Below are 23,376 nucleotides of genomic sequence, written 5' to 3'. Positions count from 1 at the left end.
GGTGTGGGCAGCACAAGCAAGATGCGACGCTATCGGCTGAACACGGCAGGGCACGGATCCCGTGCGCGGGCGTGGGCCGGAGAGTCACGACAAGCCGGTCAATCCGTACGTTGGTACCGGCCATGACTTCATTACATAATATGCATTATGCGAAATGTGATCCGTAGGGCTTTGCGCCGTCTGGCGCGAACCGTCGGCTCTTTCCGACCCGCTATCGCGGCCTGATCCGATAGCCGCACACGCCAAGGGGCGCCGGCTTATCCATCTGTATGCCGCCGTCGGACAACCTCGCGCGGCATTGCAACAGTTCGAGCGATGCCGACAACTCCTTCGCGAGGAACTCGGCGTCGAGCCGGAAGTCGCAACACGCCGGGTGGCCGATCAAGTGCGCGTACGCGACGCAGCCACGATGCCAAGCCCTGCCCACGAGCCGGCCGCGCCCGTGGTGCGGTTCACGCGCAGCGGCGACGTGCACCTCGCGTACCAGGTGCTGGGCGCCGGCCCGCTCGATGTGCTTCTTATCAGCGGCTTCATCTCGAACCTGGAGCAGGCGTGGGAACCGGGTGGGCCCGCGGCCTTCTTCCGCGAACTGGCGCGCGACTTCCGGCTCATCCTCTACGACCGCCGCGGCGTCGGTCTTTCCGACCGCACCGTCGATCCGCCCGACACATCGGTGAGCAGCACCGACGCGCTGGTGGTACTCGACGCGGCAGGCAGCCGGCACGCGCTCGTGTTCGCGGTGTCGGAAGGCGGGCCGATCGCGATCCGGCTCGCGGTCGAGCATCCGGAGCGCGTTGCGGGGCTCGCGCTCTGGGCAACGCTCGCGCGAGGTACGGCAACGCAGGACTACCCTTGGGCACTCACCGCCGAGCGCTATGAACGTTGGCTCGATGCGCTCGTCGCGCAATGGGGGCGGCCGGCGGCGATCGACACCTTCGCGCCCGAACAGGCGGGCGACGCGCTCGTGCAGCGCTGGTGGGCGCGCATGCTGCGCTTGGGATCCAGCCCGCGTTGCATGCAGGCCGCCCTGCGCACGCTGGCGTTGAGCGATGTCCGCGCATTGCTGCCGCAGGTCCGCGTGCCAACCCTCGTCATGCATCGAACCGGCGACCGCGCCGTGCGCATCGATGCCGGTCGCCATGTCGCGGCGGCCATTCCCGGTGCCCGGTGGCTCGAACTGCCCGGGACCGCGCATTGGTGGTGGCTGGGGGAAACGGCGCCGACCCTGGACGCGATCAAGGGCTTCGCGCAGCACCTGCTGGCCCATGAGGATGGTGGCGGGACCTCCGTCCCTCTGTAACGATCCGACGGCGTGCCATCCGGCGAGTCGGCGCGGTCGAGCTCCCGCTGCGCTGCATCCGACCGCCCTCCTCTTCCTAGCGACCGCCGGCAGTGATGCCCATCGCGCAACAACGCGCGTCCCGCCGTAGGCCTACCGGTGTGCCCCCTCGCGCCCTAGCGTATCTCGATGCCGGCGACGGCGACTGGATGGAGCGCTCCTTGCACGTTCAACTTCGACCGCGACTGCCGATGGCAGCTTCGCCCGCCGCGCCTGCGCGTGACGCGATGACGGCAACCAGCGATCCGGTCGGGCTTCGCCGCCCTCGTCCGTCGCAGCTGCGTGGCGGAAAAACACGATGAACGTCGTCGTCTTCGGCGCAACAGGATCGACCGGACGACTTGCCGTCGAGGCCGCGCTCTCCGCGGGCCACGTCGTCACGGCCTTCGCCCGCGATCCCGTACGGATGAGGGCGTCCCATCCGTTTCTCAGGGTCGTCAAAGGGGATGTGATGGATCCGGCGTCCGTGGCGCCGGCCGTCCGGAGCGCGGACGCCATCATCTGCGCGCTCGGGGCGATTCCTCGTGCGAAGGACGATCGATGGCGACGCCAGCCCGGCGTCCCGGTCTGTTCGGTGGGCACGGCGAACATCCTTGCCGCCATGCCGCAGGATCGCGGCCGGCTCATCGTCCAGAGTTCGGTGAGCGTCGGCGACAGCTACGCCACGGGACGATTCGGCGCGGGCTTCCTGGTCAAACTGGCGCTCAAGGAGGTCATGGCGGACAAGGAGAAGCAGGAGGCGCTCGTCCGCGCCAGCGGTTGCGACTGGACGATCGTCCGACCGGCGACCCTGACGTTCAAGCCCGCGCGCGGGGACCTCAAAGTCGGCACCGACCTGCGGTGGAGCATCCTGTCGACCGCAACACGCGCTGATGTCGCCAACTACATGGTCGGGATTCTCGATTCCCCGACAACGCATGGCCTGGCACTCACGCTGCGAAACTAGCCAGCGCGATATGAGGACGCAGGGCGCATCGACCCATGCGCCCATTCGATCCTCGTATGGCGCAACCCTGTTGCACCACACTCGCTCCCGTCGCTCAGGGAGCTGCGCCGATCTGCGCCAGGTACGACTGGTTGTCCCAGACGAGCCACTCCTCCTGCATCACCCCGTTCTCCCAGCGACCGATGGTCGCCATGGCCAGCGTGAAGCGCTTGCCGGTCGCTGGCAGGGACGAGCCATCCGCAAGCGGCATCGCCCGGCTGAAGGTGCCTTCCATGATGCCGCTGACGGCGGTCATGCTCCGGTCGGCGATCTTGTGCGGATGGACCTTGATCCGCGTGTCCGGCGCATGGACGAAGAGCTTCTGCAGATCGTCGATGTGGGCGTCGATACCCACGGTCGTGCGGCCGTCGGGCCAGTGCACGATCACGTCCTGCGCATGACTGTGGGAGAGCTGGCTCCATTTCTGGCTGCTGAAGACGTTGAAGTCCAGATCATCGAACGTTCGGAGGTTGCGTTCTTCGGTTTGCGCCGCGTCGAGCGCTACCAGCGGCGCCTCGACCTGCGACACCGACGGCCGTTGGTCGCGGGAAGCAAGGCGTCCGGTTCGGCGGGCGCGCATCCCACCGACAAAAGGATTGCAATTGCGATCGGCGTCATCGTCACGTTCGTTCTCATCACGGAGTCGTTCCAGTAGTACGGTGTTGTTTGCGCTGGATGGCCCGGCGCTTGGCCACAAGCGCATCGACGCTCGCGGCACCGGCGCCATCGGCTGCGAGGATGCAGAACCCGCCGGCGATGGCGACGTTCTTCCAGAAGTGGGTTGCCTGCGTCGGATCAGCGAAGTCGGCATGGAAGAGTGCCGCCGACGAAAGCGAGAACAAGGCCAGCGCGACTGCCGCCCATCGCGTGAGCGAACCGGCGAGGATCGCCAGCCCACCCACCAGTTCGAGCGATACGACCAGCGGAAGCAGCGCTCCGGGAACGCCCATGGACTCCATGTACTGCTGTGTCGCGGCGTAGCCCGCGAGCTTGCCCCACCCCGAAACCAGAAAGATGAGGGCAAGACCAAGGCGGCCGAAAAAGGACAGGTACGAACTCATGCACTTCTCTCTTGTTGGACGGTTCGAATGCCGCGCCGGGCATGGCGGCGGGCGTTTCCAGTGGCCTCCTGCATGCGCAACGTGAGGCGCCGAACGCGTTCGCGCGTCGGCGCGAAGGCCTGGCAGAGCGTCCAGCATAGGCAACGGGTCGGTGCCCAGGTAGCGTCCCGCCGCGCAACAACCTGGTGACCAGAGCGCACCCGCGGCTTTCCGGCCATCGTGATGTCGAAGAACAGCTCGGTATTTGAGCGGCGCTGGCGATGGTCCCGCAGCACCTGGGCGCATGGTCAATGCGACGGATCGATGCTCGAGTGCGGCGCAAACTCTGTTGCGCCCTATCCGCCATGACAGATCAGATGGCGCGAAGACTGTCGCTCAGCCAAACCCGAAGATGGATTCACGCGTCAAGTAATGGACCGTCGAACCCGGCTCCGGCAACGGCCAAAGGCGGACGTTAGCCGAATCAATCGGACAATCAGAACTCACTGCCCATCGTGAAGGAACCGGGGCCGGTGAACATCAGTTCTCGGCGATAACAGCTGGCGGTCGACACGGAAGTCCCAGCTTTGGATACATACGCAGTCGTGCAACGGCATCAATTTGCGAGATTGAGCTGACGTCCCGCACGCTATCCCGCCCAGCCCCGGGGCATGTGCTGCCATTCGCTAGCGACAAGTGCCTTCGCGATGTCAATCAACATGGTGTTGCCCAGCGAGCAGCTTCTGGCGTCGGTCGCTGAGACCTAGGATCGACGTGAGGAGCGGACGTTCCTGTCTCCCGATCAGAGGACACTACCAATGCGCATTTCGCATGCACTCGCTCTCGCCGTTGTGATGTGGTCTGGCAGCCTCATGGCGCAAGAGCCCAATGGTCATACAAGCAAAACGCTGCAGGACGCGCCGGGGCCGATTGCCACGCCGGTGATGAGCAAGGCGCTGCCGGACTACCCGGGGAAAGAGGCGCAGGTCCTACTCATTGAGTACCCGGCGGGCGCTGTGGCGAAACTTCATCACCATGACGCCCACGTGTTCGTTTACGTGCTTGAAGGCTCGCTTGTGATGGGGGTCAAGGGCAGCCCGGAAGTGAACTTGGCACCGGGCCAGAGCTGGTACGAAGGCCCTGACGACGTTCACACGGTAGGACGAAACGCCAGCCAGACGGTGCCGGCGAAGTTCGTGGCTTTCTTCCTGAAGGACGCCGGTAAGGCCGCCGTGATTCCTGGCGAATGACGGAGGCAACCCTCCGGTGAGGTCCAAGGTGCAAGCTTGAGCACAGCGCCCCCCACCACGCACTCCGTCTGGACTGTGGATGCACCAGACATGGCAGGCATCCAGCGCCGTGCACCGGGAACGAAACGCCTCGACCTCGCAGCACTCTCGTGCGGAAAGTTCTCATCGCGGTTTCGCGGAACAGGCGAGGAGTTGGCCGATCGTCCCACCATCTGGAGCCGCGGGGGCAGCGGTACCAATGCGGCAACCGGACCTTGCCCCGTTACGCCAAGTTCTCCATCGTCACACGCACGAAAGGCTGCACACCGCCAAGGACATCGTAAGCCACCAAAGCTTCATTGCTCCCTGTCCATGGGTTGCGGCGCGAGTATCCGCCTCTGGTAGAAAGCGGTCATTTGGATCTACCTGCCCTCCCCTGAACTTTCCCGCCGCCATGCACCATGTGAAGTAGTAGACGCGCCTGGAGCAGGCGGCGCCGCACCAACTTGCCACACCAACCACTCACCCTTCTCCTGCATCGCGTCCCGTGCGCTACACAAACCCACCATGCACCCTCAACGCTCAACCAGGTTCCCGGATGCGCCGCGTCATGAAATCCACGAATGCGCGGATGCGTGCGGGTTGCTGGCGGCGGCTGAGGTAGCAGATGTAGTGGCTCCTGTTGTCGGGCGCCAACTGATCCAGGCACACCACCAGCTTCCCGGCCGCCACGGCGTTGCGGCCGACGCAGGCCGGTAGCTGGGCGAGGCCCATGCCGTCGAGGGCCGCCTGCAAGACCAGTGAGGTGTCGTTGAACACCAGTCGCGCGTTGGGCGTGACCGCATGCATTCGTTCACGACCCTTGAAGTGCCATTCCTGCAAACGCCCGTTCGGCAGGCGCAGATTGATGCAGGCGTGCCGTGCCAATTCGTCAACGGACGCAGGCAAGCCGTGGCGACTCGCATAATCGCCCGACGCATGGACGCGGAGCTGCATTGGTGCCAAGAGCCTAGCGTGGATCCGTGCATCTTCCAGGTCGCCATCGCGAAACGCGACATCGATCCGATCGGCAGCCAAATCCACTGCGCCTTCGCCCAGCAGCAATTCCAGCGAGAGTTCGGGAAACAGGGCTTGGAACTCGACCAGCAGCGGCGCGACGACTTGGCGGCCGAAACTTTGCGGTGCTGCGATGCGCATCTGCCCGCGTGGCGGACCTTCGCGCAGGTCCTGCATTTCCTCGATGGCGAGCACGATCCTTTCCACGCCAGGCCAGCAGGCGTCGTAGAACGTCTGGCCTTCAGCCGTAAGCGACACGCTTCGCGTCGTGCGCCGAAGCAGGCGCGCGCCGACGTGATCTTCAAGCTTGCGCACGCTTCGACTCACCGCCGAGCGCCCTACTCCCAGGCGGTCCGCCGCGCGAGCGAAGCTGCCTTCCCGGACGACGGAAATGAAGGACACGACGTGGGTGAAACTCATCGGAGACCGTACGGGAGCCGGGTTAGACGGCGACGTGGTGGGGTGGCAGATGGTCGACATGGGGGGTGCAGTTCGTGAAAACCGCCGCGTGCGAAACCCGGGCGTAATCGCAACGGTGCTGCTTGTTTCGATGGAGCGCGGACTATTGGTACTGGTCGGTACCCTTGAGCCGCAAGGTACCGATTGGTACCTTTAATTGTCAACCCGAAGGAATGCAGCCGTGCCCTCCTCCCACGATCCGTCCTCCCGCCGAAGCCGCCGCAGCCCGGTCGATCTACGCCAACAGATACTTGAAGCCGCCGGCGAGTTGTTCCTGCGCGACGGCTATGCGAACACCAGCCTCGACGCGGTCATCGAGCGCGTCGGCGGCTCCAAGCGGGCGATCTACAGCCATTTCGGCGGCAAGGACGACCTGCTCGCGGCGATGCTCACGGACATCTCAGAAGAAGTGCTGCGAGCACTTCCGGATGCGGACGCGGCCGCTGGCGATGACGTACGCGCCTCGCTGACCCAGTTCGCGGGTGCGGTCATGCGCGCCCTGATGGATCCGCGGACGGTCGCGTTGTATCGCCTGGTCATCGCCGAGGGCGTGCGCCGGCCGGTACTGGCCGACATCTTCCTGCGCAGCGGGCCGCGTCGCGCGTTGGAGGGCCTGGCGCAGCTGCTTTCGCGTCATGCCAAGGCGGGTTCGTTAACGATCGCCAATCCCGTCGCGACGGCCGAGCACTTCATCGGCATGTTGCGCGACGATACCTACCTCGAGGTGCTGCTGGGCGTTCGTCCCCCGTTGACCGAGCGCGCGTGGAAGGCGCGGGTCACGCGCGCGGTGGACATCTTCCTGCAAGGCACCGCGACACGGCCGGGCTGAAGCCGACGATCCGCCCCGGCGCGCTTATAGCGCGTCCGTGACGGGCACCCTGCGCGCCTGCTGTGCCGCGATGGCGTGGTTGACGTCGCGATGCCCTGCTTCGTCCTGCCGCACCGCGATGACGACGTCGCGCAGGCACGCGTCCGCGGGAAGTTTCCAGTATTCGATAGCGATGGCCGGGGCCGGCACGTTCTCGATGCGGCCTGCGTCGATCTCCTCCCGGTAACGCGTGTAGCTCACCACCGCTTCTTCCTCGAAGTAACCGACCAGCCGGTGCGCCGTGCGTGAGGACAGCAGGTACAGCAGCAGGTAGAACGTGAAGAACAGGGCCTGCGCGATGAGCACCATCATGCGTTCGAACAGGCTGGGCCGCGCGATTTCCATGAACGTCATCAGATGCATGCGTTCGTTATCGGCCTCGTCGAGCAGCGTCCGTATCCAGCCGTGGTCGTTGCGCATCCAGCGCAGGCATCGCAGGTGCAGCAATGCGCCACCTACCATGCCAGGCACGGCAGCCACGGTTTCCAGCACGATCGCGCGGTTGCCGTAGCGTTTGGCGAACAACGTGTCGGCGAAGAACCGGAGCGCACGGGTGATGCCGTACGCGATGCGGTCCGACAGGTTACGGACGGGATGGTGCAGTTCGACCGGATACCGGACTTCAACGTTCATTCTGGTCTTTTGGTTAGGGAATCAGGTGTGCGGTCCGCGAGGTACCAGCGCAGGAACAAGTCGACGGTGAAGATGCACAGCAGCATCGACAGCACCGCGATGGCGACGGAGCTGAAGCGGTAGAGCGACACGCCATACAGGTCGCCGGTCGGCGACAGTTGCCCGATGAGCACCGCCAGCGCCGTCGCGCCGCTCAGGCCGACGGCAGGCCCCGCGTTCTCGCGGACGTGCATCACGGCGAACATCAGCATGCCGATGCCGTACAGCGCGACGATGAAGACGACCTGCGAGACGTGCGTGTAAAGCACCAGCTGCAGCGCGAGCGCGAACGCGGTGCCGAGCAAGGTCCCTGCCACGCGCGTCCACGCGGCGCTGCGACCGCCCGCCAACGTCATCGGGAACAGGATCAGCACGGTCGCAGCCTGCGCCGACAGCGAGTCGCTCAGGTCCAGCAGCTGGAACGCGATGAACGAGGCGCTCGCACATACCGCGCCGAGCAGCATCTGGTGTCGAACCACGGCCAGCGGTTTCTGCCCGGACGGGCGCGGGATGTTGCGCCGCTCCGGCAGGAGTGCATGCACGAGCGCGGCAATGAATACCGCGAGCAGCGTCGCGAGGAACTGCGACGTGAACAGGTCGCTCTTCGGTACGTGCGGGTAGCTGGCCAGGTGCACGAGCACCGAGGTGGCCACCATCGACAGCGCGCCGAACAGGAAGAGCGGCCCGTTGGCCATGAGGCGGAAGCACAGCAGCGAGAACGCGAAGAACGCCGTTATCGCCAGCAGGGGCGACGCGTTGCCCAGCAATCCAAGCAGGTTGACCATCGCGATGCTGACCACGCTGCTGGCGATGAACTGCAGCGCGATGGGCAGCTTGAAGATCGGTACCAGCCCAAGTAGCAGCACGGGATACAGGCCGAAGAACACGCCAAACGGCCAGTCGGCGGCTTTCACCACCGCCAGCCCGATCGTGCTGCCGATCGCGATGCGGCACGCCTGGCGCCACGCGTCCTCGCCCAGCGCGGGGCGCGCAGGTGCGGACGCCGGCAGCGCCTCAGTAGACATAGTGGAGCAGTGTGATCAGTCGGATCTGCAGGTTGCCCAGCCAGTGGCGCAGACCCTCCGGACGCGGATGCAGCTGCACCGTCGCGCGCGCGCCGGTCATCAACGGACGCGGCGGCGCCTCCAGCAGGCGCAGGTTCACGCGCACGCGTTCGGCATCGCGAACCCAGCGATCGTTCTGTGCTGGTGCCGCCAGACGTCCATCAGGATCGATCTGACCTTGCGCGACGCCGGCATCGAGCGAGGTCACTTCGGCCTCGAACAACCGCCCCGGCAACGCGTCGAAGGCGACTTCCGCGCGCGTGCCGTGCGCGACGTTCATCAGTGCCTTCTCGCGGAAGTCCGCCTGCAGGTTCGGCATTCGGCTGATGAGCACCAGCTTCGGCGCGCCCGCCTGCGCATACGCGCCGACCTGCAGTCGCATGTTGCTCACGGTGCCAGGCGCGAGCGCGACGACGTCCGTGCGACGCAGGTTGAGCTGCGCGTTGTCGAGCGCGTTGCGTGCGCGGCGCAGGCGCAGGCTCATGTCGCCGTCCTTGCCGCGCTGCACGCGAACCGCGTTCAGCGTGGCGCGCGCGGACTGGAGCGCGGCCTGAGAGACATCGCGACGCGCCTGCGCCTGGTCTAACGCCGAACGCGAGACGTAGCGCTCTCCTACCAGTTCGCGGAAACGCTTCAGTTCGCGCTCGGCATCGTCCACCTGTGCCTGCATGCGGCGGACCTCGGCCGTCGCCGCGACGATGTTCGCGTCGAGCTGCGAGTTGTCCTGCATCGCCTGCTCCACCAGCAGCTCGGCGTCGTGGACGGCGGTGCGGTACGTGTCCGGCTCGATGCGGAACAACGATTGCCCGGCCACGACCTGTTCGTTGTTGCGCACCATGACGTCGACGACGCGGCCGCTGACATCCGGCGCGACCTGCGTGACGTGGTAGGTCAGCCGCGCTTCAGGCGACAACGGCATATGCACGTCGGCGATGAGGAAGTAGACGAACGCGAGGCCGGTCAGGCCCAGCGAACCCACCATCCAGGCGCGGAAGCGTGCGTCGGGACTCATGCGAACTCTCCTCGGATTCCCGCAGGAATCCCACGGTTCGACCATCGATGCGGCCAGTCTGGGCGCGCGTGGGGCGCGGGCGGAAGGCATGCGACGGCGCACAGCATGTTGCTCCGTAGGCACCAATTGCGAGGGCCTGCGACACGCCGCCGACTGGTTCCCAGCGGTAAACGACCTGCGTCCCGCCGCGTGGCTACACGGATGGTGGCGCGATTCCTAGAATCCCGCCGCTTCAGGCACCACGAAGCACTGTCATGTTCGCCGATGCACCCTCCCCACCCGACGGATCGCGCGAACTGCTTCGCGCCGAACTGGTCCGAAAGGTCGCCGACGTCCTCCACTCCCGGCACGCCGACTCGCTCGACGCGGTTATCCGCATCGCGGCGATACCGCGACGCGACGTGGCCGACGCATTCGACAGCGACGGCTCGCTCTTCGTCGCGGTCGTGACGACGATCGCCGACCACATGCTCGCACCGTTGTCGGAGCGGCCGACTAGCGCCAGCTTTCACGCGCAACTGGCAGCCTTCGCACGCCAGGCGACGGACGGCTTCTCCGGATCGCAGCTGCGCAACCTCTACCGCATCGCCGTGACGAACGAGTTCGGAGGTCATGCCGTCCGCGCGGAGTTCTACCGGCACGGGCCGGCGCGCGTGCGCGACGAACTGGCACGCTTCATGTCGTTCGCACGCTCGCAGGGTTTCGGCCCCGACATGGATTGCCGCCGTGCGGCGATCCACTTCCTGTCGCTGCTGCGCGCGTACTGGGACATGGCCGATGTCTCGGCCGCGAGCGATCCGTCGCACCTCGACGACGATCTCGACTGGATGGTCGAGGTGTTCCTTTCCGGTATCGATACAAGGGGCCACGATGCTTACCTCAACCGCCGCACGCTGGGCTGATCGCGGCACGCGGGCCCTGCGCTCCGCGATGAACCCGATCGCGTTCGACTCGCCGGACAAGACGGCCATGGCGATCGACGCCAACGGCTCGCCCGTCACGGTGGAAGCGGCCACCTGGCTGGTCTGCTTCGTGCCCGGCCTGCGTCGCCAGTGGTGGCACATGTTCGCCGACCGGCGTCACAAGCATGTGTTCGCGCTTCGCCCGCTCGACGACGGCAGCTGGCTGCTCATGGAGCCGTGGTGGACGCGGATGATGGTCAACGTCCTGACCCTCGATCAGGCCATCCGCTTCCTCCGCTGGGGCGCGATGGGCGACGTCCTCAAGGTGCGCGAACGCATCCCCGGGTGCGGCAGCCAGATGCGCGGGTGGGCCAACTGCAGCGTGCTGGTGTCCTACATGCTAGGTCGTTCGTATTGGACATGGACGCCCAACGGGCTCTTCCGCCGGTTGAAGGACGAGCCGGACGTCGAATCCGTAAGCGTGGCGCAATTCGTGCGACGCCATGTCCTGGCCGAATCGCAGCGGCATTCGCGCGCGGCGCTGGCGTCGGTGTCGAAGCAGCGGGGCGAGCTGCTGCGGGACGTCCTGCTGGAACTGGGCACGAGCGTCGTCACGACGATGACGTCGCGATCCGGCATCGGCCTGTATCGCGCGGCCGTGTCCGAAGTCGTGCGCGACAGGGAAGTGGCCGATGCGTATCGTTCGGGCGCGCCGGACCAGGCGATCGAACGCGTGCGCAAGGTCCTGGTCGCGGCGAAGTTTCGCGGCGAGATCGAGGTGGACGATTGCACGCAGGCCGCGCGGCGGTTTGTCGCGATGTTGAAGGGCCACCTGCACCTGGAAGTCGCGCTCGGCCTTCGCGAATCGCCCACGAACGGCGAGGTACGCGACCACGTCGCCTGCGTCGTCGACGTCTTCCTTTACGGTGCGCACCGGACCAGATCGGCGCCGCCCTTGGGCGTGCAGACACAATCGGCCACGCAAACCGATCTGACGGCGCAGAGCCTGATCCGCGAGATCGGCGAATCCTTACGCGAGATCGTACGCGGCGACGACTGGGACGCGGTGGCCGGCTGGGCCGAAGCGCTCTGGGGCGACTACGTCGGCTGTACCGGCCTCAGCTGGGAGCAGGCCTCCGGGCGCATTCGCCGCGCGTGGGAGACGAGCCGCCCCGCGCCGCGCGCCGCGCCCGGTGAGAACCTGGCCGAACCGCTCCGCTTTGGATCATGCGGGGAAACACGCTGTTGACGGCCCGGCCGCTACTGCCGCCATTCACGCGCGCCTAGCATCGCCCAACAGGCCGCGTCCTACCGCCACCGCCGCTGAGATGCACGAGGAAGGCCCATGAACCGCCACGACGACACCGCCCTCGCTTCCGCGCTGCCCGAGGCGAACGGAGACTTCTACGATTTCGCCGGCGCACTGTCGGACGAGGAAAACGCCATACGCCTCAAGGTCCGCGCGTTCATGGAAGGCGAGGTGAAGCCGATCATCTCCGACTACTGGGAGCGCGACGAGTTTCCGTTCGAACTGCTGCCCGGGTTCCGGGCGCTGGGCATCAGCGGCATTCCGTTCCAAGGCTACGGATGTACAGGCGGAAGCAGCACCCTGCTCGGCTTCGTGACGATGGAGATCGCTCGCGTCGATTCGTCCATCGCGACCTTCTTCGGCGTGCACGGCGGGCTGGCGATGGGCTCGATCTACCTGTGCGGCTCGGAGGAACAGAAGCAGAAGTGGCTGCCACCGATGGCGCGGATGGAGACGATCGGCTCCTTCGGCCTGACCGAGCCGGAGGTCGGCTCCGGAGCCGCAGGCGGATTGACCACGACCGCGCGACGCGAGGGCGACACGTGGATCATCAACGGCCAGAAGAAGTGGATCGGCAACGCCACCTGGGGCGACGTGACGATCGTCTGGGCGCGCGATGTCGACGACAACCAGGTGAAGGGGTTCATCGTCGAGAACCGCTCACCGGGGTTCCACGTCGAGAAGATCCTGCACAAGATGGCGCTGCGCGTCGTGCAGAACGGGCTGATCACGCTGACCGACTGCCGTGTGCCCGAGGCCAATCGCCTGCAGGGCGCCAACTCGTTCCGGGACACCGCGCGCGTGCTGGCCGCGACGCGTGCCGGCGTGGCATGGGAATCGGTCGGCTGTGCGCGCGGCGCCTACGAGTACGCGCTTCGTTACGCGCAACGACGAATCCAGTTCGGCAAGCCCATCGCGAGCTTCCAGCTGGTGCAGGACCTGCTGTTCCGGATGCTCTGCAACATCACCTCGACGCAGGCCGTGTGCGTGCGCCTTTCGCAGATGCAGGACCAGGGCCTGATGCGCGACGAACACGCCGCGCTCGCCAAGGGCCTCTGCACCGTGCGCATGCGCGAGACCGTGGGCTGGGCCCGCGAACTGCTCGGCGGCAACGGCATCCTGCTCGACCAGCAGGTCGGCCGCTTTGTCGCAGATGCCGAGGCGCTCTATTCCTACGAGGGCACCCGCGAGATGAATGCGTTGATCGTCGGCCGCGCGATTACGGGCTTCAGCGCGTTCGTCTAGCCAACGGCCGCCGTTGCGGCCATCGAGGTGGTGATGCGGCGTGTCGTCCGATGGCGCGGTTTCCGCTGGCTCGTCGTCGGCCTGCTGTTGCTTCCTGTCGCGTTCGGCGGCTTGGTGCTTCTGACCGACCGCCCTGCTCCGTCACCGTCCGGCATTCCCGAGTACGCCATGCCCCTGCAACCTGCGCAGACGGAGATCGATCGCGAGCTGGCGCCGCTGCTCGCCGCGCATCCTGGCCAGACGGGGACCGTGTTCCTGAACCATGGCATCGACGCGTTCGCCGCACGCGCGATCTGCACGCGCCGGGCCGGACGCAGCCTCGATCTTCAATACTTCATCTGGCACAACGATCTCACCGGACGCCTGCTCGCGCGCGAAATCCTCGACGCCGCCGAACGCGGCGTCCGGGTGCGCATCCTGCTCGACGACATGAACGCGTACGGCCTGGACCCGCACCTGCTGGCGATGGACGCGCATCCTGGCATCGAGCTGCGCGTCTACAACCCGTTCCGGAACCGCGAAGGCGTGGCGCGCGCATTCGAGTTCCTGCGCCGCCTGTTCCGCATCAACCATCGCATGCACAACAAGGCCTGGATCGCCGATGGCCGCATCGCGATCGTCGGCGGCCGCAATCTCGGCGACCGCTACTTCGAGGCGAACGAGCAAACCAACTTCCGCGACCTCGACCTGCTGCTGCTCGGCCCGGCGGCGGCGCAGGCCAGCAGCGTGTTCGACACGTATTGGAACAGCGACGCCGCCGTGCCCATCACCTCGCTTGGCGAGCACGCGCCGGAGGCGCTGCACGACGTGCTGGCACGCGTGCGCGAGGACGCGGATCGTCCTTCCGCGCGGCAGTACCTAGACCGCGTCGCTGCGTCGCAGTTGATCCGCGACTACTACCAGCACGCGATCGCGCCGCACTGGACGTCGGGGATCGAGGTCGTCGCCGACCCGCCGCTCAAGTGGAATGGCGGCAGTCGCAAGGACTGGCTCGTCGGCCGCCTGGTTCCGGTGATCTCGGCCACGCGAATCCGGGCGCTGGTGATTTCGCCGTACTTCATTCCCGGCGAGGACGGCACCGGCCTGCTGGCCGGGCTGACGCGCCGCGGCGTGCACGTCGGCGTGATCACCAACTCGCTCGCGGCCACCGATGTCGCCGCCGTCCACAGCGGCTACGCGAAGTATCGCGTGCGACTGCTCGAACATGGCGTGCGCCTGCACGAGCTTCGCCCTTACGTCGCGACGACCGCGCCGCCCGGCGCGCGTCGGGAAGGCGCGAGCCTGCACACCAAGGCGTTCGTGCTCGACGACGCGCGCGGCTTCATCGGCTCGTTCAACGTCGATCCACGTTCGAAGGATCTCAACACCGAAATGGGCGTGCTGTTCGACGATCCCGTGCTCGCCGGGCAACTGCGCGCCGAATACCTGCGCCTGACGTCGCCGTCGGTGAGCTGGTCGGTGTACCTGGACGACAACGGCGCGCTGCGCTGGCTCGACGCTGCCCAAACGCCGCCCGTCGTCATGACGCACGAACCCGAAACGGGTCCGTGGCCGCGCGCCGTCGTGCGGATGGTCGGCTGGCTGCCGGTCGAGCCGCATCTGTGAGGCCACATCCACGGAGTTACCGGGCATGACGAACTCGCCACCATCGCCCGACGACAACGGCGACCTCGACGCCGCGCGTGCGTGGGCACGGCGCGCGCCGTCGGCCGACGATCCGCTGCGGGCGTGGGTCCGCTGCGCCATCGATGCGTACCGGGCCATCGAGACGTCGGGCGACGATGCCGTACCCGATGCCGTTGCGCTCGCGAACGACGCGACGGCCGAGGCGATCGCGCTGCTGCTTCGCTACCGTCCGACCGACTGGTCGCCTGGCCCGCTGCAAGTCGGCGATGTGCACGTCGATGTGGAGTTCCGCGACATCGCGACATCGCTGCGCACTCCCCTGCGCCTGCGCCGCGCGCGCGACGTGCCTATGGACGCTTTCGACGGCAAGCGCTACAGCACGCCGGGTTTCGGGGTGGCGATTGCCGCGCTCTCGTCGCGCGATGCGGGACCGCCCGCATCGCGCCTTCTTCCGCAGTCGGGCGCGTTCGGCAACCTCACGGCGTGGATCGAACCCGATGCGGATTCGCGCGACGCATCGCCTCGCCTCGTGCTGGCCGATGCGCTGAAGCTCGACGCGGTGGCGATCGGCGCGCATCGGCTGCAACCCGCCCGCGATACGTCCGCCGCCTACGCGTGGGCGATGGAGGTATCCAAGCTCGAACGACTGGGCCTGTGGGGCCTGGTCGGCGGAAAGGCGATCGGTCGTCGCGCCGGCCTCTACCTGCTCGACGAGTACGATCCCGGCAAGTGCCCGCTGGTGATGATCCACGGACTGGGCAGCAATCCGCTCATCTGGTCGCACGTGTCCAACGCCGTATGGGGCGAAGCGGACCTGCGCGCGCGGTTCCAGGTGTGGCAGGTCGTCCACCAGACCGACGCGCCGCTGCTGGCCGCACGGCTCCACCTGCAGGATTACCTCGACGACGCCTGGCGCCAGCTCGACCCCGACGGCACGGCGCGGGCGCGTTCGGGCGCGGTCCTGATCGGCCACAGCCTCGGTGGCGTCGTCGCGCGACTGCTCTGCGCCGACAGCGGCGACGCCTTGTGGAATGCGGCCTTCCTCGTGCCGCAGGAAGCCCTGGATGCGGACGAGGCCGACCTGAAGCTCATCGAACGCATCTTCTTTTTCCGACCCTACGCGGGTGTCGCGCGCGCGGTCTTCCTCGCCGCGCCGCATCGCGGAAGTCCGAGTGCGGCGACGCTGCTGGGGCGCCTCACGGGCGACCTCGTTGGCTGGCGCACGATGGAAGTGCAGGCCCTGCGTCGCGTTGCCCAGCGCAATCCGCAGGCGATTCGGCCGGAACTTCTGCCGGTCTTCGAGCAGGGCTGGATCAACAGCATCACCACGCTGCATTCCGAACAGCCGGTGCGGCGCGCGGCCGAGGCGCTGCTACCGCCGCCCGGCTTTCCGTACCACACGATCGCTGGCGTGCAGCGCGGCAGCGATCCGCAATCGGACGGCATCGTGCCGCTCGCGAGCGCCATGCTGCCGGGCGCGGTCTCATCGTTCGTCGTTGAATCCGGCCATCGCGTGCACGAGCGTCCGGCCGCGGTCGCCGAGGTCGTGCGCATCCTGCGCGAGCACGCGCGGGCGACGACGCGCACTGACGCGTGAACTCAGAGTTCGATGATCCCGCGCCGCACGGCGACGGTGACGGCGTGCGTGCGATCGGCGACGTCGAGCTTGGCGAAGATGCTCTTGAGGTGGCCCTTCACCGTTTCTTCCGACAAGCCCAGCCGCAAGGCGATCTGCTTGTTCGCCTGGCCGATGGAAACCTGGCGCAGGATCGCGACTTCGCGTTCGCTCAGGGGTTCGTCGGCGACGTGCACGGCGATCTCGCCCGCGACGTCGCGATGCACGTGGCGCTGGCCGCGATGCACGTCGCGGATCGCGTCGACCAGTTCGGTGCGCAGGCTCCTCTTGAGCAGGTAGCCCGCCGCGCCCGCACGCAGTGCGCGCACCGCCTGCACATCGCCGGCGTAGGTCGTGAGCACGATGATGCGCGCCTGCGGATGTTCGGCGTGGATCGCGCCGATGGCGTCCACGCCGTTCATGCTGGGCATCTGGAGGTCCATCAGCGTCACGTCGGGACGCAGTTCCCGCCAGCGCTCGATTGCCTCGCGGCCGTTGTTCGCCTCGCCCACCATCGTCATGTCGGTCTGGTTGGCCAGCAATGCGGCGACGCCATCGCGCAGCACGGGGTGATCGTCCACGACCAGGATGCGGATCTTCAAATCAGACATCGCCGGACCTCTTGCCGAATGGGCGCAGCCACCTCCACCCTCGCCTTCGTGAAGGACGTTTCGCGAACGCCAGGCGCGCAGGAAGCGTGAGTGTAACGTCCGATCCTCCGTGCTGGACGCTGGACACGGTGAGCTTGCCGCCGATCTTCTCCGCGCGCTCGCGCATGCCGAGCATGCCGTAGTGGCCTTGCTTGTGGCCATTGGCGACCACGTGGTCGGGAATACCGACGCCGTCGTCGCGCACGCGCACGGCCAAGTGACGGCTGTCGTAGCCAATCGCGATTTCGACCGACGATGCCTGCGCGTGGTGCGAGATGTTGATCAGCGCCTCGCGCAGGATCTTGCTGATCTCCACCACGATCAGCGGATGCACCGGCACCTGCCGCCCCTCGATCACGATGCGCACCGGGATCGGCGGATCGAACGGTGTGTCGTCCACCAGGTGCTCGACCACCTGGCTCAGATCGCCGGCATCGCTGCTGCCGCGCAGGTCGCGAACGCGATCGCGCGCGTCGGCCACGACGTCGTCTGCGGCGGCCAACGCCGAATCGAGCTGCGACTTGGAGGCTTCATCCGGCGGGAGCCGGTCGGCGACGGCCTGGAAGCGCAGGATCAATCCCTGCACGCCCTGCAGCAGCGTGTCGTGCAGTTCGCGCGCGATGCGCTCGCGCTCCTCCGTGCGCTCCTCGAGCCGGGCGCGGATGCGAGCGGCGACTTGCGCGATGCGCAACCGGTACATGGCGACCAGCACCAGCAGTGCGAGGACCGCGCACAGGATCGGGAACCAGATCGACTGCACGAACGTCGGCGGGATCTCGAAATCGAGCGTGGCGCCGGTGCGGTTCCACACGTCGTCGTCGTTGGCCGCGATGACGCGGAACCGGTAATGGCCCGGCGGCAGGTTGGTGTAGAACGCCTGGCGCCGCAGGCCCGGATCGACCCATTCGCGGTCGAAGCCCTCCAGCTTGTAGCGCGCACGCACGCGCTGCTGGTCGGCGAAGCTCAACACCGCGAAGTCGATCTGGATCTTCGACGCACCCGTGCGCAACGTCAGGTTGCGCGGATCGCGAACGATGCGGCCGTCCACGTCGATCGAGCGGATGAGCACGCCCGGCGGAACGCGGTTGGACGCGATCCGCGCCGGGTCCATCCACAGCGTCCCGGTTTCCGTCGCGAGCCAGAGCCGCCCGTCACCACCGCGCACGAGCGAGCGCTGCGAATGCGAGTGGGCGCGGCTGCCCAGTCCGTCGCCGGGACCGAGCGTCATCGCCTGCTCGGGCAGTTCGCCCTTGGCGAGCGCAGCGTCCAGTTCGCGCTGCGTCAGCCTGACCAGCGCCCGGGGATAGGCCAACCACATGTCGCCGTGCGGCGTCCGCACGATGCCGTTGATGCGGCTGTGCGGCGATACATGCGGTACCCACGCAGTCTCGACCTTCCCGTCGGACTGCCGCGACAGGCCGAACGCACCGGCCACGTAGACGTGGGTCGCGTCGACGTACAGCGTGAGCACCTTGATGTCGCCACCGCCGACGTCCAGGCGCGTGTCCTTCCGTCCGGCATCGTCGAGCCACGCGAGCTTGTCGCCGATTTGCACCACCACACCGCCGGACGGCGTGCGCACCATCGTGGTCGGGAAGAAGTCGATTTCCCCGCCGGGTTCGACTTCGGTCGTCCACTGGTCGTGGCGAAGCCGGTGCACGCCGCTCCCGGCCGCAGAAATCCAGTAGTCGTCGCGTGCATCGAAGGCGCAGTCGTAGATGATGTTGTGGTTCGCCTGCCGGTCCGGCCGGTCGATCCTGCGCTGGATGCGACCGTCCGCCCACACGAGGATCTGCGACCGCATTCCGATCCAGATCGCGCCGTCGGGGGCTTCGCACAGGCTTTCGGGCTCCACCAGATCGCGAAGCACGGGCTCGGGCGTTCCATGCGGTCGCACGCGATACAGCGTCTGCGCCTGGCCGATGTAGACGCTGCCGTCGGATGCGGCGAGCAACTTGTCGCCGTAGACCGCGGGCGATGAAAGCGCCGGCTCCGCGACCAGCGTCGCCGGGCGAAAGCGGTCGAGGCCGCCTTCTGTGCCGACCCACAGATTGCCTTCGCGATCTTCAAGGATCTGGTTGGTCACGTCCGACGACAGGCCATCGCGCGTGGTGAACGACTCCTGCACGACGGCGCCGTCGATCGGGGCCAGCGGCGAGGCGAAGCGCTGCACGCCTTCGTAGCGCGTGGCGATCCAGATATTGCCCGCGCGATCGATAAGCGGCGTGCCGCGGATCGGTTCGTCCGGCGTGCGATGCACCGCGCGCGATGGCGGCGGTGCGCCGCGCCCTCCGGCGCCGGTGATCGGCGCGATCCCGTTGGCGTCGAACAGCCAGATGCGGCCGGTTTCGTCCTGTGCGATGCGCGCCCGCAGCGCGGGGCGCACGGTTTCGAAGCGATCGCCATTGGGCGGCAAACGCGCGATCCCCGTGGTGCACGCAACCCACAGCGCGCCGTCCGCGGCAACGATCATGTTTGCCGCGTTGCTCGCCGGCAGGCCGTTGCGCGCGTCGTAGGTCTGCCAGCGTCCATTGCGGTAACGCAGCAGCTCGGCGTTGTAGTTCGCGGTCAGCGCCCAGATCGATCCATCCGCGCCTTCGACCATCTGCGCGATGCGGCTCGGCGCGGCGGGCCCGGGCAGGATGCGCAGCGCGCCGTCGCGGTACACCGCGAACCTGCGGGAGCTTTCGAAGTTGGTCCAGACGTGCCCGCGTGCGGTGACGAGCAGCGCGCTCGGCGACTCGTGACGGCCATCGTCCGCGTCGGGAACGATCGCCTCGAAACGCAATCCGTCGAAGCGGAACAGGCCGTCGCCCGTCGCCAGCCAGATGAATCCGTAACGCCCCTGCGCCATGGCGATGACCGGAACCGGGGCTTCGCTTCCCTCGATCCAGCGCTGGTGGACGTAGCGTTCGAGGCGGGGGGACTCCCCGGCAGGCGTCGCGTGCGACGCAGCCGCCACGATGGCGAACAGGATGATCCCGAGTAGCCGCATGGCCGTCCCCGTGTTGGGCATCGTCCATGGGTGCCGGCTTTCGATTCGGATATTACCCTCGATCAGGGGATCGCCAAGTGCCCCGGTCGGGCCTAGCGTAGCGCCCGAACGGCGTTACGGTCATCGCATGAGTCATTACGTAGGCCGCTTTCCCGATGGCGCTGCGGGCCTTGGCCTGCTGACCGTTCGCCTCTGCTACGCCCCGCTTGCCTTCGGCATCGTCGCGCTTCCGCCCATGACGACGGCGGGGGCGATGGTGCTGCGGCTCGTCGCCGGCATGCTCGCGCTGCTGCTGGTGGCCGGATTCGCCACGCGCGTGGCGGCATTCACGCTGGGCGTCGCGGTGCTCCTCGCCCTCGTCGTCTCCACTGGGCCCGAGCGCCTGCTGCTGATCGGCCATACCGGTGGCTGCGCTGCGATGGCGCTGCTCGGCGCCGGTGCCTATTCGATCGACGCCCGCCGCCATGGCCACCGCGTTATCCACCTCACGACCCGCCCCCCGGATCGAGGGGGCGGCGATTGACCTGTCCGGGGCTGCCGCCGGCGCGGATCGGCTGGCAGGCTCATGCGTGCACACCGTCCGGGAGAACCGCAATGACGATCCCCTCGCTGCACCACGGCCCGTCGGACCACCGCGACTCGCTCGCCACCAGCCTGTCGGCGAGCTACGCGGGCGTCGTGGCGTTCCTCACCGTCGCCAACGAAGGCAGCTTCTCGCGGGCCGCCGAGCGTCTGGGCATCGGCCGTTCCGCCGTCAGCCGCAGCGTGCAGAAACTCGAAGCGCAGCTGGGCGCACGGCTGCTGTCGCGAACCACGCGAAGTACCAGCACCACGCGCGAAGGCGAGCAGTTCTACGAGAACTGCCGCCCCGGAGTGGAAAAACTGCTGCAGGCGCTGGAAGACATGCGCGACCTGCGCGACGGCCCGCCGCAAGGCATGCTCAAGATCAGCGCGTCGCTTGGTTTCGGCCGCAAGGTCGTGGCGCCGCTGCTCGCGGACTTCAGGAAGGAGTATCCGGCCGTCGGGCTTGAACTATCGCTGGAAGACCGCGCCGTTGACCTCGCCGCCGAACGCATCGACGTCGCCTTCCGCGATGGCCGGCTCGAAGACAGCCAGGTCGTCGCCAAGCGCCTGATCCCGATGCAGCTGCTGGTGTGCGCGTCCCCCGACTACGCGCTGCGCCGCGGCTTGCCGACGACGGTCGACGAACTCGACGACCACGCCTGCATCAACCAGCGCCTTCCCAACGGTCGCCTGCAACCCTGGGAATTCCGCGTCGACGGACGGAGCCAGAGCCTGACGCCGAGCGGCAACATCGTCGTCAACGATCCCTCTCTGGCGACGCAGGCGGTGCTCGATGGACAGGGACTCGCCCAGTTGGCGGCGTACCAGGTCTGCGAGGAACTGCATGCCGGCAGGCTGGTCACCTGCCTCAACGCGCTGGCGCCGGACGATCGCGGCCACTATCTGTGCTACCTCAGCCGCCACCAGCTGCCCAAGCGCATCCGCGTGTTCATCGACTTCATGAGCGACCGCATCCGCGCGATGGACGTCGACTGCACGATGATGGGACTCAACGCCAGCGCCACGCGCGCGCGTCCCGTCGGGATGGAAGCGCGCGCCGACGCGACCGCCTGACGCGATGCGCGTCAGCCACTCGTGGTCACGCGTTCCGGCACGGGGCGCGTGCGCTCCAGCCCGAAGTACGTGTAGATCCACAGGAACGCGAAGAACCCGAAATAGACCGCGACCATTGCGCGGCCGATCCAGTTGTCGATGGCGTTGACGTCGTGGCCCGGCGCGACGATTCCCTCGATCGTCGACGCCGTCGCACCCATGCCCACGAATCCGAGCACCACGAACGCGGTCGCGAACGCGAACAGCGCGACGCGGTAGCCGAGGCCACGGTAGCGGATCGAGCGCACCTTCCCGCGATCTAGCCACGGCAGCAGGAACAGCGCGCCGATGGCGGCGAACATGACGATCACGCCGCTGAGTTTGTGCGGGATCACGCGCAACATCGCGTAGAACGGCGTGAAGTACCACACCGGGCGGATGTGCTCCGGCGTGACCAGCGGATCGGCCTCGACGAAGTTGTCGTGTTCCAGGAACAACCCGCCCACGGTGGGCGTGAAGAAGATCAGGAACGCAGCGACCAGCAGGAAGGCAATCGTGCTCAGCGTGTCTTCCACGGTGTAGTACGGATGAAACGGGATGCCGTCGACCGGGTGCCCGTCGCTGTCTGGCTTCCCGGAAATCTCCACGCCGTCGGGATTGTTCGAACCGACTTCGTGCAGCGCGAGGATGTGGATCGTGACCAGCAGCAGGAGCACCAGCGGCAGCGCGATCACGTGCAGCGCGAAGAAGCGGTTGAGCGTGGCGTCGCCCGGCAGGTAGTCGCCCATGATCCATTCGGTCAGCTCGTGGCCGACCACCGGGATCGCGCCGAACAGCGAGATGATGACCTTCGCGCCCCAGAACGACATCTGACCCCATGGCAGCACGTAGCCCATGAAGGCCTCGGCCATCAGCGTCAGGTAGATCAGCATGCCCAGCACCCACACCAACTCGCGCGGCCGCTTGAAAGAGCCGTACAAAAGCGCGCGGAACATGTGCAGGTAGATCACCACGAAGAATAGCGAGGCGCCCGTGGAATGCATGTAGCGGATGAGCCAGCCCCATTCCACGTCGCGCATAATGTACTCGACCGACGAGAACGCCTCGGCCGCCGACGGCTTGAAATGCATCGCCAGGAAGATGCCCGTCACCAGTTGGTTGACCAGCACCACCGACGCGAGCACGCCGAAGTAGTACCAGACGTTGAAGTTCTTCGGCGCGTAGTACGTCACCGTATGCGCCGACAGGAACGACATCACCGGCAGGCGATCCTCGATCCACGCCAGCACGCGGTTCTTTGGGTAGACGCGGATGATCTTGAGTGCCATGACCGCAGTTCCTCAGGCGCTGGCGCGCGACAATGCGGGTGTGAACGCGAACGCGACGGCGTGCGATATCGCCGCATTGGTGCATCGGCCACCGGGCAAGAGGCTTCTTGTCCGCTGTCTCGTCGCGTTGCTGATCGGCCTTCGCGGAGACATCGGCCGAGGTGGGCTCGTCCCGTGCACAAACGGCTGGACAGTGCAGGCCCCGTTACGGCGTCCTGGACAAGCTGACATCCGTCATCTCCGTCGCGGCGGGCAGGAAGCGTTCGACGCAATCCATTGCGAACCGCGCGAGGATGAACCGGCGGCACTCGACCAGCAGCGCGCCTCCTTCTTGCTTGCATGATAGGAGCGCGCCCAGCGCACCG

21 protein-coding genes are annotated in these 23,376 nt (G+C 67.0%); 12 read left to right on the top strand and 9 right to left on the bottom strand.

Features of this window, described 5'->3' with window-relative positions; all coding sequences use genetic code 11:
- Nucleotides 1–229: 229 nt before the first annotated feature.
- Both ABIE51_RS10695 and ABIE51_RS10690 read left to right on the top strand, forming a co-directional pair.
- Nucleotides 230–1,300, top strand: coding sequence for an alpha/beta hydrolase (locus ABIE51_RS10695; protein ID WP_354504862.1), 1,071 nt, complete (start codon nt 230–232; stop codon nt 1,298–1,300).
- A 337-nt stretch (nt 1,301–1,637) separates the two neighbouring features.
- Nucleotides 1,638–2,285, top strand: a complete 648-nt coding sequence (locus tag ABIE51_RS10690) for an NAD(P)-dependent oxidoreductase (protein WP_192630713.1) — start codon at nt 1,638–1,640, stop codon at nt 2,283–2,285.
- 94 nt (nt 2,286–2,379) lie between these two features.
- On the opposite strand, the gene ABIE51_RS10685 is transcribed toward ABIE51_RS10690, so the two are convergent.
- Together ABIE51_RS10685 and ABIE51_RS10680 are read right to left on the bottom strand one after the other, a co-directional pair.
- Nucleotides 2,380–2,853, bottom strand: a complete 474-nt coding sequence (locus ABIE51_RS10685; RefSeq protein ID WP_354504033.1) for an ester cyclase — start codon at nt 2,851–2,853, stop codon at nt 2,380–2,382.
- A 106-nt stretch (nt 2,854–2,959) separates the two neighbouring features.
- Nucleotides 2,960–3,385: a DoxX family protein gene (locus tag ABIE51_RS10680; RefSeq protein WP_192630711.1), complete on the bottom strand. Its 426-nt coding sequence runs from the start codon at nt 3,383–3,385 to the stop codon at nt 2,960–2,962.
- 797 nt (nt 3,386–4,182) lie between these two features.
- Between ABIE51_RS10680 and ABIE51_RS10675 the strand changes: the two genes are divergently transcribed.
- A complete protein-coding gene (locus ABIE51_RS10675; protein WP_192630710.1) occupies nt 4,183–4,614 on the top strand; it encodes a cupin domain-containing protein in 432 nt (143 codons plus the stop codon).
- A 561-nt stretch (nt 4,615–5,175) separates the two neighbouring features.
- On the opposite strand, the gene ABIE51_RS10670 is transcribed toward ABIE51_RS10675, so the two are convergent.
- The gene (locus tag ABIE51_RS10670) at nt 5,176–6,069 is read right to left on the bottom strand and encodes a LysR family transcriptional regulator (RefSeq protein WP_354504031.1); all 894 of its coding nucleotides are present in this window, start codon (nt 6,067–6,069) and stop codon (nt 5,176–5,178) included.
- A 220-nt stretch (nt 6,070–6,289) separates the two neighbouring features.
- Between ABIE51_RS10670 and ABIE51_RS10665 the strand changes: the two genes are divergently transcribed.
- On the top strand, nt 6,290–6,937 hold the full coding sequence (locus tag ABIE51_RS10665) for a TetR/AcrR family transcriptional regulator C-terminal domain-containing protein (protein WP_354504029.1): 648 nt from the start codon (nt 6,290–6,292) through the stop codon (nt 6,935–6,937).
- Nucleotides 6,938–6,961: 24 nt separating this feature from the next.
- On the opposite strand, the gene ABIE51_RS10660 is transcribed toward ABIE51_RS10665, so the two are convergent.
- The 3 genes from ABIE51_RS10660 to ABIE51_RS10650 are packed head-to-tail and all read right to left on the bottom strand — an operon-like array spanning nt 6,962 to nt 9,724.
- Nucleotides 6,962–7,609 (bottom strand): alternative oxidase, encoded by a 648-nt coding sequence (locus tag ABIE51_RS10660; protein WP_192630707.1) that lies wholly within the window; start codon nt 7,607–7,609, stop codon nt 6,962–6,964.
- Nucleotides 7,606–8,673: a DUF2955 domain-containing protein gene (locus tag ABIE51_RS10655; RefSeq protein WP_192630706.1), complete on the bottom strand. Its 1,068-nt coding sequence runs from the start codon at nt 8,671–8,673 to the stop codon at nt 7,606–7,608. Before ABIE51_RS10655 ends, ABIE51_RS10660 begins: the two co-directional genes overlap by 4 nt.
- Nucleotides 8,663–9,724: an HlyD family secretion protein gene (locus tag ABIE51_RS10650; protein WP_192630705.1), complete on the bottom strand. Its 1,062-nt coding sequence runs from the start codon at nt 9,722–9,724 to the stop codon at nt 8,663–8,665. The genes ABIE51_RS10655 and ABIE51_RS10650 overlap by 11 nt, the downstream gene beginning before the upstream one ends.
- Before the next feature lie 254 nt (nt 9,725–9,978).
- Between ABIE51_RS10650 and ABIE51_RS10645 the strand changes: the two genes are divergently transcribed.
- The 5 genes from ABIE51_RS10645 to ABIE51_RS10625 all read left to right on the top strand — a co-directional run bounded on the left by ABIE51_RS10645 (nt 9,979) and on the right by ABIE51_RS10625 (nt 16,403).
- Complete coding sequence (locus ABIE51_RS10645) at nt 9,979–10,626, top strand: TetR/AcrR family transcriptional regulator C-terminal domain-containing protein (protein WP_192630704.1); 648 nt, start codon at nt 9,979–9,981, stop codon at nt 10,624–10,626.
- Nucleotides 10,595–11,875 carry a TetR/AcrR family transcriptional regulator C-terminal domain-containing protein gene (locus tag ABIE51_RS10640; RefSeq protein WP_354504026.1) on the top strand — a complete coding sequence of 427 codons (1,281 nt, stop codon included), beginning with the start codon at nt 10,595–10,597 and terminating at the stop codon, nt 11,873–11,875. The genes ABIE51_RS10645 and ABIE51_RS10640 overlap by 32 nt, the downstream gene beginning before the upstream one ends.
- Nucleotides 11,876–11,971: 96 nt before the next feature.
- Nucleotides 11,972–13,180: an acyl-CoA dehydrogenase family protein gene (locus ABIE51_RS10635; protein WP_192630702.1), complete on the top strand. Its 1,209-nt coding sequence runs from the start codon at nt 11,972–11,974 to the stop codon at nt 13,178–13,180.
- Between the two features lie 33 nt (nt 13,181–13,213).
- On the top strand, nt 13,214–14,785 hold the full coding sequence (locus ABIE51_RS10630; RefSeq protein ID WP_192630701.1) for a phospholipase D family protein: 1,572 nt from the start codon (nt 13,214–13,216) through the stop codon (nt 14,783–14,785).
- A gap of 25 nt (nt 14,786–14,810) precedes the next feature.
- Nucleotides 14,811–16,403: an alpha/beta fold hydrolase gene (locus ABIE51_RS10625; protein ID WP_192630700.1), complete on the top strand. Its 1,593-nt coding sequence runs from the start codon at nt 14,811–14,813 to the stop codon at nt 16,401–16,403.
- Between the two features lie 2 nt (nt 16,404–16,405).
- Here the strand turns inward: ABIE51_RS10625 and ABIE51_RS10620 are convergent, their stop codons facing one another.
- Together ABIE51_RS10620 and ABIE51_RS10615 are read right to left on the bottom strand one after the other, a co-directional pair.
- Nucleotides 16,406–17,032, bottom strand: coding sequence for a response regulator transcription factor (locus tag ABIE51_RS10620; RefSeq protein WP_192630699.1), 627 nt, complete (start codon nt 17,030–17,032; stop codon nt 16,406–16,408).
- Nucleotides 17,025–20,066: a sensor histidine kinase gene (locus ABIE51_RS10615; RefSeq protein WP_192630698.1), complete on the bottom strand. Its 3,042-nt coding sequence runs from the start codon at nt 20,064–20,066 to the stop codon at nt 17,025–17,027. Before ABIE51_RS10615 ends, ABIE51_RS10620 begins: the two co-directional genes overlap by 8 nt.
- A gap of 127 nt (nt 20,067–20,193) precedes the next feature.
- Here ABIE51_RS10615 and ABIE51_RS10610 point away from each other — a divergent pair, with 127 nt between their 5' ends.
- Entirely contained in the window at nt 20,194–20,589 is a 396-nt protein-coding gene (locus ABIE51_RS10610) for a hypothetical protein (RefSeq protein WP_192630697.1), read from the top strand.
- Between the two features lie 71 nt (nt 20,590–20,660).
- A complete protein-coding gene (locus ABIE51_RS10605; protein ID WP_192630696.1) occupies nt 20,661–21,704 on the top strand; it encodes a LysR family transcriptional regulator in 1,044 nt (347 codons plus the stop codon).
- A gap of 11 nt (nt 21,705–21,715) precedes the next feature.
- Here the strand turns inward: ABIE51_RS10605 and ABIE51_RS10600 are convergent, their stop codons facing one another.
- Complete coding sequence (locus ABIE51_RS10600) at nt 21,716–23,011, bottom strand: cytochrome b (RefSeq protein ID WP_502913286.1); 1,296 nt, start codon at nt 23,009–23,011, stop codon at nt 21,716–21,718.
- On the opposite strand from ABIE51_RS10600, the gene ABIE51_RS10595 reads away from it, so the two are divergent.
- Nucleotides 23,010–23,354 (top strand): hypothetical protein, encoded by a 345-nt coding sequence (locus ABIE51_RS10595; protein WP_192630695.1) that lies wholly within the window; start codon nt 23,010–23,012, stop codon nt 23,352–23,354. The genes ABIE51_RS10600 and ABIE51_RS10595 overlap by 2 nt on opposite strands.
- The last annotated feature ends 22 nt before the right edge of the window (nt 23,355–23,376 follow it).

It is taken from the genome of Lysobacter sp. OAE881, from assembly GCF_040546665.1.
In the GTDB taxonomy this organism is placed as follows: domain Bacteria; phylum Pseudomonadota; class Gammaproteobacteria; order Xanthomonadales; family Xanthomonadaceae; genus Lysobacter_J; species Lysobacter_J soli.
This window is presented reverse-complemented; position numbering and strand designations above follow the sequence as displayed.